The following is a 12050-nucleotide window of genomic DNA, read 5'->3' as shown; positions in this document are numbered from 1 at the left end:
TGAAGCAGGGAGATGTAGGGCGATGCAAGGCCACCCAGACGTAATCGATTACCTCAACACGTTGCTGACCGGCGAACTGGCGGCGCGTGATCAATATTTCATCCATTCGCGGATGTATGAGGACTGGGGTTTCACCGAGCTCTACGAACGTATCAACCACGAAATGGAAGAAGAGGCGCAGCACGCTGACGCCCTGATGCGCCGTATCCTGATGCTCGAAGGCACGCCGCGCATGCGTCCGGATGATCTGGATGTCGGCACCACGGTACCGGATATGCTCGCTGCCGACCTGCGCCTGGAATACAAAGTCCGCGCTGCACTCTGCAAGGGCATCGAACTCTGTGAGCAGCACAAGGACTACGTCAGCCGCGAGATCCTGCGCATTCAACTGAACGACACCGAAGAAGATCACACCTACTGGCTGGAGAAGCAGTTGGGTCTGATCAAGTTGATCGGTCTGGAGAATTACCTGCAATCGCAGTTCTGATTTTCCATGTACAAAAAAGCCCCTGTCACCAACAAAGTGACAGGGGCTTTTTCATGGGCCTGATTCAGGCCTTGTCGCGAGCCAGCAATGGCTTGAGGTAGAAACCGGTGTGAGACTGCTTCATCTCGCAGACTTCTTCAGGCGTACCGACCGCAATAATCTGTCCGCCTTTGGAACCACCTTCGGGCCCGAGATCCACCAACCAATCGGCCGTCTTGATCACGTCCAGGTTGTGCTCGATCACCACCACGGTGTTGCCGTGGTCGCGCAGTCGGTGCAGCACGTCGAGCAGTTGCTGGATATCCGCGAAGTGCAAACCAGTCGTCGGCTCATCGAGGATGTACAACGTCTTGCCGGTATCACGCTTGGACAGCTCGCGGGACAGCTTCACCCGTTGCGCTTCGCCACCGGACAGCGTGGTCGCCGATTGCCCCAGCTTGATGTACGACAGGCCGACATCCATCAACGTCTGAAGCTTTCGCGCCAAAGCAGGGACCGCATCGAAGAACACCCGAGCCTCCTCGATGGTCATCTCAAGGGTTTCATGGATGCTCTTGCCCTTGTACTTGATCTCCAGCGTTTCGCGATTGTAGCGTTTGCTCTTGCAGACATCGCACGGAACATAGATGTCCGGCAGAAAGTGCATTTCAACCTTGATCAAGCCGTCTCCCTGACAGGCCTCGCAGCGTCCGCCCTTCACATTGAAGGAGAAACGCCCCGGTCCGTAACCGCGCGAACGAGATTCCGGCACGCCGGCGAACAGCTCGCGAATTGGCGTGAACAGCCCGGTGTACGTCGCCGGGTTGGAGCGAGGCGTACGGCCGATCGGGCTCTGGTCAATGTCGACGACTTTGTCTAGATGCTCCAGCCCTTTGATGCTGTCGTGGGCTGCCGCTTCCAGCGTCGTTGCACCGTTGAGTGCCGTAGCGCTTAAAGGAAACAGTGTGTTGTTGATCAGCGTCGACTTGCCCGAACCGGACACGCCCGTGACACATGTCAGCAGACCAATCGGAATGTCCAGATCGACATTGCGCAAGTTGTTGCCGCGAGCACCCTTCAGGGACAGCGACAACTTCTTGTTACGCGGTGTGCGTTTGGCCGGTACGGCGATCTTCACCCGACCCGACAAATATTTGCCGGTCAACGAGTCAGGGTGAGCCATGACCTCGGCCGGTGTGCCTTCGGCGACGATATGGCCGCCATGCACGCCAGCCCCCGGGCCGATATCCACCACATAGTCAGCCAGACGAATCGCATCTTCATCGTGCTCGACCACGATCACCGTGTTGCCGATATCTCGTAGATGTTTGAGCGTGCCAAGCAACCGATCGTTGTCGCGCTGGTGCAGACCAATTGACGGTTCATCGAGGATGTACAGAACGCCAACCAGTCCGGCACCGATCTGACTGGCCAGACGAATCCGCTGAGCCTCGCCACCGGACAACGTGTCGGCACTGCGATCCAGCGACAGATAGTCGAGGCCGACGTTGACCAGGAACTGCAGGCGTAAACGAATTTCCTTGAGAATCTTGTCGGCAATTTCGCCGCGGCGTCCAGTCAACTTCAGAACGCCGAAGTATTCGCACGCATCGCCAATTGGCAGATTGGTAACCGCGGGCAGCGTTTTTTCGCCCACCCAGACATGCCGCGCCTCGCGACGCAGGCGTGTGCCACGGCAATCCGGGCAGGGCTGGGTGCTGAGGAACTTGGCCAGTTCTTCACGGACAGAAGCCGACTCGGTTTCGCGGTAGCGACGTTCCAGGTTCGGCACGATGCCTTCGAACGGGTGCGAACGTTTGACGATGTCGCCACGGTCGTTCAGGTATTTGAAGTCGACGTTCTGCGAACCGCTGCCGTGCAGGATGAATTTCTGCTGATCGGTCGGCAGTTCGTTGAACGGCACTTCGAGGCTGAACTTGTAGTGCGACGCCAGCGAACCGAGCATCTGGAAGTAATAGACGTTGCGCCTGTCCCAGCCACGAATCGCGCCCTCGGCCAGGGTCAGTTCGCCATTGACCAGTCGCTTGATGTCGAAGAACTGCTTCACGCCCAGACCGTCGCACGTCGGGCAGGCGCCGGCCGGGTTGTTGAAGGAGAACAGCTTGGGTTCCAGCTCGCTGATAGCGTGGCCGCAAATCGGGCAGGCGAAACGCGCAGAGAAGATGATTTCTTCGCCTGGCTCGTCGTCCATCGGCGCCACCAGCGCAATGCCGTCGGCCAGTTTCAGCGCGGTCTCGAACGACTCGGCCAGACGCTGCTGCAAATCGGCGCGAACCTTGAAGCGGTCGACGATTACATCAATCGAGTGCTTCTTTTGCTTATCCAGCTTCGGCAGCTCATCCAGTTCGCAGATCCTGCCGTTGACCCGGGCCCGCACAAAGCCCTGGGCACGCAATTCCTCGAAGACCGAAAGGTGTTCACCTTTACGCTCGCGAATCACGGGCGCCAGCAACATCAGTTTGCTGCCCTCCGGTTGCGCGAGGACCAGATCAACCATCTGGCTGACTGTCTGCGCTTCCAGCGGAATGTCGTGATCCGGGCAACGCGGAATACCCACGCGTGCATACAGCAGACGCAGGTAGTCGTAGATTTCGGTGATGGTGCCGACGGTCGAACGCGGATTGTGCGAAGTCGACTTCTGCTCGATGGAAATGGCCGGCGACAAACCTTCGATGGTGTCGACGTCAGGTTTTTCCATCATCGACAAAAACTGCCGGGCATAGGCCGACAGCGATTCGACATAGCGGCGCTGGCCTTCGGCGTACAACGTGTCAAATGCCAGGGACGATTTGCCGGATCCGGACAGGCCGGTGATGACGATCAGTTTGTCCCGTGGCAGGGTCAGGTCGATGTTCTTCAGGTTGTGGGTTCGGGCCCCACGAATCAGGATCTTGTCCAAAGTGGCCTCGCTTGGCGGGCGTCGAAAACGTAGGAGTATACGGCCAAATACTGGATGGATGCACACTATCAAACGAGCGGGTGACTGTCGTACATGAAGAGTCTGTCAGCGGAGCGCGTCAAAGCGTCGCGATATACCCTGTCAATCGATGGGACTGGTAGAATCGCCGCCGGTTCACATGAGGTTTTTCCATGCACGATCCCCACAGCGAACGCATGAGTGGCAGTGAGACCCGCGCAGCAAGCGGTCTGGCCCTGGTGTTCGCCTTCCGTATGCTTGGCATGTTCATGGTGTTGCCGGTATTGGCGACCTATGGGATGGATCTGGCAGGAGCAACCCCGGCCCTCATCGGGCTGGCGATTGGCGCTTATGGCCTGACCCAGGCGATTTTTCAGATTCCTTTCGGTTTCATTTCCGACCGCATCGGGCGCCGTCCGGTGATTTATCTGGGGCTGATCGTGTTCGCCCTCGGCAGCGTTCTGGCGGCCAATGCCGATTCGATCTGGGGCGTTATCGCCGGACGAATCCTCCAAGGCGCGGGGGCTATTTCCGCAGCGGTCATGGCATTGTTGTCAGACCTTACCCGCGAACAGCATCGGACCAAAGCCATGGCCATGATCGGCATGACGATTGGTCTGTCGTTTGCTGTCGCCATGGTTGTAGGGCCGTTGCTGACCCGCGCTTTTGGCCTGTCCGGATTGTTTCTCGCCACGGGCGGCATGGCGCTGTTCGGCATTGTGATTGTGATGTTCATGGTGCCGCGCTCCTCCGGGCCGTTGCAGCACCGCGAGTCCGGCGTTGCGCGTCAGGCGCTGATGCCGACGCTCAAGCACCCGGATCTGCTGCGCCTTGACTTGGGCATTTTTGTGTTGCACGCGATGTTGATGTCGAGCTTCGTTGCATTGCCGCTGGTCCTGGTTGAAAAAGCCGAGTTGCCCAAAGAGCAGCACTGGTGGGTCTACCTGACCGCGCTGCTGATCTCCTTCTTCGCCATGATCCCGTTCATTATCTACGGCGAGAAGAAACGCAAAATGAAACGAGTTTTATTGGGCGCGGTGCTGACGCTGATGCTCACTGAGCTATTCTTCTGGCAGTTCGGCGATAGCTTGCGGGCTCTGGTGATCGGGACAGTGGTGTTCTTTACCGCGTTCAACTTGCTGGAAGCTTCCTTGCCATCGCTGATCAGCAAGGTTTCACCGGCCGGCGGCAAGGGCACGGCGATGGGGGTTTATTCCACCAGCCAGTTCCTCGGATCGGCACTGGGCGGGATTCTTGGCGGCTGGCTGTTCCAGCACGGCGGTTTGTCGGTTGTGTTCCTTGGATGCGCCGGCCTGGCTGCCCTCTGGCTGGCCTTTGCTGTTACCATGCGCGAACCACCTTACGTGACGAGCCTGCGCTTGCCGTTGTCGCCCGAGGCGATCCGTGAAGCGGGTCTGGTCGAGCGCCTGAAGGCCGTCGTAGGGGTAACAGATGCAGTGATCGTCGCGGATGAAGCGGCGATTTACATAAAATTGGACACCGAACTATTGGATCGCACCACCCTTGAGCGCCTGGTGAACAACCCGGCCGGGGCGGCGTGCGTAGCCTAGGAGAACGTTATGGCCCGTGGGGTTAACAAAGTCATATTGGTCGGCACTTGCGGCCAGGATCCCGAAGTTCGCTACTTGCCTAACGGTAACGCCGTGACCAACCTGAGTCTGGCGACCAGCGAACAGTGGACCGACAAACAAACCGGTCAGAAAGTCGAAAAGACTGAATGGCACCGTGTGTCGATGTTCGGCAAAGTGGCCGAAATCGCCGGCGAGTACCTGCGTAAAGGTTCGCAGGTCTACATCGAAGGCAAGCTGCAGACCCGCGAGTGGGAAAAAGACGGTATCAAGCGTTACACCACCGAAATCGTGGTCGACATGCAAGGCACCATGCAGCTGTTAGGCGGCCGTCCACAACAGGGCGACCAACAAGGCGGGGGCAACAACTACCAGCAGTCCGCTCCGGCTCCACGCCAGCAGGCTCCGCGCCCGGCGCCGCAACAATCGGCTCCGCAACAGTCGCGCCCGGCTCCACAGCAGGCGGCTCCGCAGCCGGCTCCGGATTTCGACAGTTTTGATGACGATATCCCGTTCTAGAGATACGGCTTGAACCTATTTAGGGTGCAGCCTCGAAACCCCCGATCAGTCCTCTTGACTGGTCGGGGGTTTTCTTTTGCGCACCATTTTGTAGGCGCCGGCTTGCGGTTAACGGGGGGAAGTGGTTACGCCGCCCCGCGCCGTGTGCAATTTCTTGTAGCTGTCGATCAGGCGCAGGTGCCTATCGAGCCCCTCCAGTTTCATGCTTGTCGGTGTCAAGCCATGGAACCGCACGCTGGCGTCTACCGATCCGATCGCTGCGTCCATCCGTTCGTTGCCAAACATCCGGCGGAAGTTGGCCTCGTAGTCTTCCAGTTCAAGGTCTTCGTCCAGTTTCATCTCCAACACCACATTGACGGCCTGGTAGAACAAGCCACGCTCAACCGTGTTGTCGTTGTACTGCAGGAACATTTCCACCGCCTCTTTCGCCTCTTCAAATTGCTGCAAGGCGAGATAAATCAGCAGCTTCAACTCCAAAATCGTTAACTGACCCCAGGCGGTATTGTCGTCAAATTCGATGCCGATCAAGGTGGTGATGTCGGTGTAGTCGTCCAGCTCACTTTCCACCAGACGCTCAACCAGCGCTTGCAGTTCGTCTTTGTCCAGGCGATGCAGGTTCAGGATGTCTTCGCGGAAGAACAGCGCTTTGTTGGTGTTATCCCAGATCAGATCGTCTACCGGATAAATTTCCGAATAGTCCGGCACCAGGATGCGGCAGGCCGTCGCGCCGATATGCTCGTAGACCGCCATGTAGACTTCCTTGCCCATGCCTTTGAGAATGCCGAACAAGGTCTCGGCTTCCTCGGTGTTCGAGTTTTCACCTTGGCCGGAAAAGTCCCATTCCACGAAATCGTAATCCGACTGGGCGCTGAAGAAACGCCACGAAACCACGCCGCTGGAGTCGATAAAGTGCTCGACGAAGTTGTTCGGCTCGGTCACCGCATGACCTTCAAACGTCGGCTGCGGCAAGTCGTTGAGGCCTTCGAAGCTGCGGCCCTGGAGCAGTTCGGTCAGGCTGCGTTCCAGCGCCACTTCCAGGCTCGGGTGCGCGCCGAACGAGGCGAACACACCGCCGGTACGCGGGTTCATCAGCGTCACGCACATCACCGGGAATTCACCCCCCAGGGACGCATCCTTCACCAACACGGGGAAGCCTTGCTCTTCCAGCGCCTGAATGCCGGCCAGTATCCCGGGGTACTTCGCCAGCACATTGGCCGGCACATCCGGCAGTGCAAATTCACCTTCGATGATTTCGCGTTTGACCGCGCGCTCGAAGATTTCCGACAGGCACTGCACTTGGGCCTCGGCCAGCGTGTTACCGGCACTCATGCCGTTGCTCAGAAACAGGTTTTCAATCAGGTTCGACGGGAAATACACCACCTCGCCATCCGACTGTCGCACGTACGGCAGCGAACAGATGCCGCGCTCTTCATTGCCCGAGTTGGTATCGATCAGATGGGAGCCACGCAGCTCGCCGTCGCGGTTGTAAATCTTCAGGCAGTACTCGTCGAGAATTTCAGCTGGCAGTGCATCTTTACGGCCAGGTTTGAACCAGCGCTCGTCCGGGTAGTGCACAAATGCGGCGTTGGCGATGTCTTCGCCCCAGAACTGGTCGTTGTAGAAGAAGTTGCAGTTGAGTCGCTCGATAAACTCGCCCAACGCCGACGCCAGCGCGCCTTCTTTGGTCGCGCCCTTGCCGTTGGTGAAACACATCGGCGAGTGCGCATCGCGGATATGCAGCGACCACACATTGGGCACGATATTGCGCCACGAAGCGATTTCAATCTTCATGCCCAGGTCCGCCAAAATGCCCGACATATTGGCGATGGTTTGCTCCAGCGGCAGATCCTTGCCGGCGATGTAAGTGCCTGCCTCTGAATTAGAACCAGGCATCAATAACGCTTGGGCATCGGCGTCGAGGTTTTCCACCTCTTCGATCACAAACTCGGGCCCGGCCTGCACCACTTTTTTCACGGTGCAACGGTCGATGGAGCGCAGGATGCCCTGGCGGTCCTTGTCGGAGATGTCCGCTGGCAACTCGACCTGGATCTTGAAAATCTGGTTGTAACGGTTTTCCGGGTCAACAATATTGTTTTGCGAGAGGCGGATGTTGTCCGTGGGGATGTTGCGCGTGTTGCAGTACAACTTTACGAAGTAAGCCGCACACAACGCCGACGAAGCGAGGAAATAGTCGAACGGACCCGGTGCCGAGCCATCGCCCTTATAGCGGATAGGTTGATCGGCAACCACCGTGAAGTCATCGAACTTGGCTTCAAGCCGAAGGTTGTCGAGAAAGTTGACCTTGATTTCCATGGGGGATTACCAGAATAACGGGCTAGACGATTTGGCCGCCATTATCCGGCTTTTCGGCCGTAAGTCTTGTGGTCGTCTGGTCCTGGAACAGGTTTACACCTGTTTCACCCCTAAAGCCCGATGCACGGCACCGAGCTTTTTTATGAACGATGAATGGTTCAGTCGAGTATCAGATGTGGCAAGAACCGGCTCGAGTCCTTGGTGATCAGGCTGTTGTCTTCCCGCACACCAATCCCCGCCGCTTGATCGCCGATCACCCAGGAGCCGATCAACGTGTAGCTGTCACCAAACTGCGGCAGCGGTGCGAATTCCTGAAGGATAAACGGCGCATCCGTGTAGGGACCGTCCTCTTTCACGATCAGACCCTCGGCGGTTTGCAGTTCGATGTTGGCGCCTTCCCGCGAGAAAAATGGCTTGCGGACCCAGCCTTTGGGCACCGTTTTACTCGGATCGGTATCCAGGTGAGCGGCGAGCAGATTTGGGTGACCTTTGTTGAACTCCCACAGGAGCGGCAGGATGCCTTTGTTGGAAATGATGGACTTCCAGGCCGGTTCGAAAAACTGCGTGTCACTCTGGGCAATCGCTGCGCCGAAGGGCTCGTGGAAAATGAACTCCCAGGCATGCAGCTTGAACAGGTGAGGAATCCAGCGATCTTCAAGATCGACGAAGCGTCCGTCACTGGTGAGGCCAATGTCTTCGAGATCGATGTGGCGGGATTCAATGCCGACCTTCTCTGCGATCAGACGCAGGTAATCGGTGGTGCCCTTGTCCTCGACAGAATTTTTCATCGAGGCGAAATAGAAGGGTTGTTTGAGCTGTAACTGGGCGAAGGCCTGATGCAGTTTGGTGTCGATGCTGTTGAACTGGTCGGCCTGTTTGGGCAACAAACCGCGTTCGATGCATTGCTCCAGCCAGCCCCACTGAAACGCTGCCGCTTCATACAAGCTGGTCGGCGTGTCGTAGTTGAGCTCCAGCAGTTTGGCCGGGCCGCTGCCGTTGTAGGAAAAGTCCATGCGCCCGTACAAGTGCGGGTGGCCTTCGAGCCATGACGTCCGGATCATGTCGTAGAACGGCGCGGGAATGCTCAGGCGTTCCAGCAGCTCTTCGCTCTGAACCACCCGGGCCACAAGGTCCATGCACATCTCATGAATCTCGGTGGTCGGGTCTTCGAGATCGTTTTCGATCTGCTTGAGCGTGAACTGGTAGTACGCGCTCTCGTCCCAATAGGGCTCGTCGTCGATGGTGTGAAACAGAAAGCCGAGGCTGTCGGCGGTCTGTTTCCAGTCATGACGTTCTGCGCAGAGAATCTTTTTCATGGCCCGGTTTCCTTAACTGCTCGATCCGCCGCCGCCCCAGCCACTGCGGGCGCTGGCCTTGCTGCCAAAACCGCCACGGGAAGTGGACGAGGCCACCGACACTGGCTTGCTGGCGGAACGAATCGAGTCGGCGTAGTTGCTGCTGCCATATCGCGCCTGATTGGACTTGGTGAAGGTCGAGCCCTTGGCAATCCGCTGGCTGAGCGTCGAGGAAGAATAACCGCCGCGGTCATCACGGTAGCGATACACCGGTTGCGAGTAATAGCTGCTGCGGTTGTTGCTCAGCATGTTGCCGATCAGTAACCCGGCCAGCAGGCTGGTGCCAGAAAACCCGGAGCCACCACTGTTCGCTTCCGACGGGGGCAATTGAGCCTTGGCCGCGTCCACCTGAGATTGCGTCACCTCGCCGTCGGCGCTCAGTTCGAAGCCACCCAGCTTCGGGATGAATTTTCCGGCGGAATCCTGCTGGCACCAGTCAGCGACGAAATCGGCGTCACAATCGGCCTGGTTGTCGTACACCGGCGCAATGCGACGATGCTCGGTCATGGCGCTCATGTAGGCGTCAGAGCAGATGTCCACCGGGAGTTTTTCATCGGCACATTGCTGAACCGACTGGAAGTTGAATTTCTTCTGTATCGGGTAGGTTTTTTCTGTCGGTCCGCAGCCTGATATCGCCATCGCGACCGATGCTGCCAGTGACAGCTGAACGTACTTGCTTCGTTTCATCGGGAGCTCCGTGCGCGATCAGTTCGGGGAAGGGGTCATGCAGGCGGCGTTCAACATGCCGACGCTGATGGCCACGGCCGCGACATAGACACCCGCTGCGATTTCACCTTTCTTGATCCGTTCCGAAGTGCCTTTCAAGACCAGGCTGGTCACCAAAAATGCCAGCAGTTGCACGACGGCTGCGATCAGCGACCAGACGACAAAGTCGAGCAGGCTGATCGAGTAGGCAATCACATTGCTCGCCGGAATCGCGAAACCAATCAAGGCACCGCCGAGGGCGATCGCGGCGGCTACGTTGCCTGACCGGATCAGTTCGAACTCTTTGTGCGGGGTGATTCGGGTGTAGATGAACTGGAACAGCGCGAACAGCACGGCGGCGCCGAGGATGTACGCAACGAAGCCGAACACGGCGGCTTTGTTCAGGGAGATGGAAAGCGCTTCGAGCATGGACTTCTGCCTTGTTTAAAAAGTGTTGAGGTCGGTGGTGTACAGCGAAATGCCCAGCGACGTGCTCAGGCTGATGGTGCCTTCGGCATCTTCTTCGACGGAGAACAGCAGGAACTCACGGCGATCGGTCAGGCCGGTTTCGCGGGCGTATAGCATCGAACGGTGTTCGATAATGTAGGATGCATCCGGATTTTTCAGCTGTTCGCTCAACGCTACCAGTTCGGTCTGACCATCCTCGGTGCCCCATTCGCGGGTGTATTCGACGCCGTTGTGGGAATAGGTCGGCAGACCGATGAGACTTTGCGGGCCGGCGAGTCGACGTAGCTCCGCTTCACTGCTGATGGTGACGTAACTGAGGTAGTTGAACAGGATCACCGACTCGACCTGCCCGGCGATGTTGCCGGTGGTGTGCACTTGCAGCCAGTAATCTTCGTCATTCATGTAATAACGCGACAGCCAGGTCGATTGCCCGAGGTCAACGGTGCCGTTGCTCCAGATTTGCTGGGAACCGGGAATGATCACCGCGGTTTTTTCGTCGAGCAGTAATTTCAGGGTGGTGTCGAAGATTACGCCCTTGCCCGATGCCAGGCCCAGCGGGCCGGTGGCGGGCAGGGTTTCGTCGGCGGTCCATTTCGATTCTGAATTCGCTTTCGGGGCCTCAAGCCCCATCAACTGCTTAAACCATCCCATTGGAGATTTCCTTGAGGCGAGTGGAGGCGATGTAGAAGAGCTCGCCGCCCTCAATGCGCGTGGCGCTGAGCGGGTTGATCGAAGGTTGCCGGGCGCCCTTGGCGCGGTAACCGATGAGCGTGGCGTTGTGACGTTCTTTCATCTGCGCATACAGATCGCCGAAAGTCGCCTGAAAAGTCTCGGGCAGTTTCATCAAGTATTGCGTCGAGCCCTGGCCCACGCACAGCAATTCATTGATGACCACGGACGACCCCGGGTCCTGGGACGCGCGCACTAGCATTTCGATGGCCATACTCGATGTGCATTCCAGGCTGGGCGCGTAGGCGCTGGCGAGCGTGGCGATTTCACTGTCATTGAAGTGAGCGACCACATGCCCGACCGGCTTCAGTTGATTGACCGCCAGCACGGTGGCCAGGGTCAGATCGTCCGAATGGGTTCGCACCAGCACGCGCTCGGCACCGGGGATGCCAGCGCGCAGTAGTAATGCCACAGAGGAAAGACTTTCTCCCTTGATAAAGGAAGCTTTGCCCGGCATTGGGTTTTCTTCCAGGGTGCAATCGCAAATCACGATCAGGTTGTCGTTGGAGGTTTCATCCTGAAGCAACAGTTCGATGACCCGCTCGCTGGACGCGCCTTCCCAGCCAATGAGCACCGTGTGGCCGACCTTGCCGGTGTAGTCGCCTTTGCCCTTCATGCCTTTTCTCCATGTGTCGATGACACTGCTGGTGGTTTTTCCGATGGCTGCCGTCAGCAGTGCAATGCCCCCGAGCATGATCCAGGTGGCCACGAAAATTCGCCCCGCTGATGACTGGGGCAACAGATCGCCATAGCCGACGGTGAGCGTGGTGGTGAGATAGAAATAGATAAACGTGGCGGCGGCGGTGAGGTGTTGTTCGCCCAGGAGAACCAGGCCGATCCAGGCCGTGGTCAGGTGGACGGTCAACGCAATGACCAGTCCTGCCCAGCCGAACCGGTGGAAGAGGGACGAGGCGTACATGCGCAGTAAAAGGAAAATCGACATTTCGTCCCTGACTCCGTGTTGGCTC

At 57.9% G+C, this 12050-nt stretch carries 10 protein-coding genes; 3 read left to right on the top strand and 7 right to left on the bottom strand.

The annotated features are described in order from the left end of the window. Positions 1-22: 22 nt before the first annotated feature. Entirely contained in the window at positions 23-487 is a 465-nt protein-coding gene (gene bfr / locus ACYZT9_RS23850) for a bacterioferritin (protein ID WP_462007699.1), read from the top strand. Between the two features lie 64 nt (positions 488-551). Here bfr and uvrA read toward each other — a convergent pair whose 3' ends face one another. Beyond that, complete coding sequence (gene uvrA, locus ACYZT9_RS23845; protein ID WP_462007698.1) at positions 552-3386, bottom strand: excinuclease ABC subunit UvrA; 2835 nt, start codon at positions 3384-3386, stop codon at positions 552-554. Positions 3387-3577: 191 nt separating this feature from the next. Between uvrA and ACYZT9_RS23840 the strand changes: the two genes are divergently transcribed. Both ACYZT9_RS23840 and ACYZT9_RS23835 read left to right on the top strand, forming a co-directional pair. Further along, entirely contained in the window at positions 3578-4975 is a 1398-nt protein-coding gene (locus ACYZT9_RS23840) for an MFS transporter (RefSeq protein ID WP_462007697.1), read from the top strand. A gap of 9 nt (positions 4976-4984) precedes the next feature. Next, a complete protein-coding gene (locus ACYZT9_RS23835) occupies positions 4985-5512 on the top strand; it encodes a single-stranded DNA-binding protein (protein WP_462007696.1) in 528 nt (175 codons plus the stop codon). 108 nt (positions 5513-5620) lie between these two features. Here ACYZT9_RS23835 and ACYZT9_RS23830 read toward each other — a convergent pair whose 3' ends face one another. From ACYZT9_RS23830 to ACYZT9_RS23805, 6 genes are all read right to left on the bottom strand, one after another. Then, the gene (locus tag ACYZT9_RS23830) at positions 5621-7825 is read right to left on the bottom strand and encodes an OsmC domain/YcaO domain-containing protein (RefSeq protein ID WP_462007695.1); all 2205 of its coding nucleotides are present in this window, start codon (positions 7823-7825) and stop codon (positions 5621-5623) included. A gap of 158 nt (positions 7826-7983) precedes the next feature. Continuing rightward, positions 7984-9141, bottom strand: a complete 1158-nt coding sequence (locus tag ACYZT9_RS23825) for a glutathionylspermidine synthase family protein (protein ID WP_462007694.1) — start codon at positions 9139-9141, stop codon at positions 7984-7986. A 12-nt stretch (positions 9142-9153) separates the two neighbouring features. Then, positions 9154-9867, bottom strand: coding sequence for a DUF1190 domain-containing protein (locus ACYZT9_RS23820; protein ID WP_462007693.1), 714 nt, complete (start codon positions 9865-9867; stop codon positions 9154-9156). Between the two features lie 18 nt (positions 9868-9885). Further along, positions 9886-10314 (bottom strand): DUF350 domain-containing protein, encoded by a 429-nt coding sequence (locus ACYZT9_RS23815; RefSeq protein WP_462007692.1) that lies wholly within the window; start codon positions 10312-10314, stop codon positions 9886-9888. Between the two features lie 15 nt (positions 10315-10329). Beyond that, positions 10330-11004: a DUF2491 family protein gene (locus ACYZT9_RS23810; RefSeq protein WP_462007691.1), complete on the bottom strand. Its 675-nt coding sequence runs from the start codon at positions 11002-11004 to the stop codon at positions 10330-10332. Further along, positions 10991-12025, bottom strand: coding sequence for an ion channel (locus ACYZT9_RS23805; protein ID WP_462007690.1), 1035 nt, complete (start codon positions 12023-12025; stop codon positions 10991-10993). The genes ACYZT9_RS23810 and ACYZT9_RS23805 overlap by 14 nt, the downstream gene beginning before the upstream one ends. Positions 12026-12050 lie beyond the last annotated feature (25 nt).

The sequence above is a fragment of the Pseudomonas sp. ZT5P21 genome (assembly GCF_054897785.1).
The sequence above is the reverse complement of the archived record's forward strand: the minus strand, read 5'-3'. Positions and strand labels throughout refer to the sequence as shown.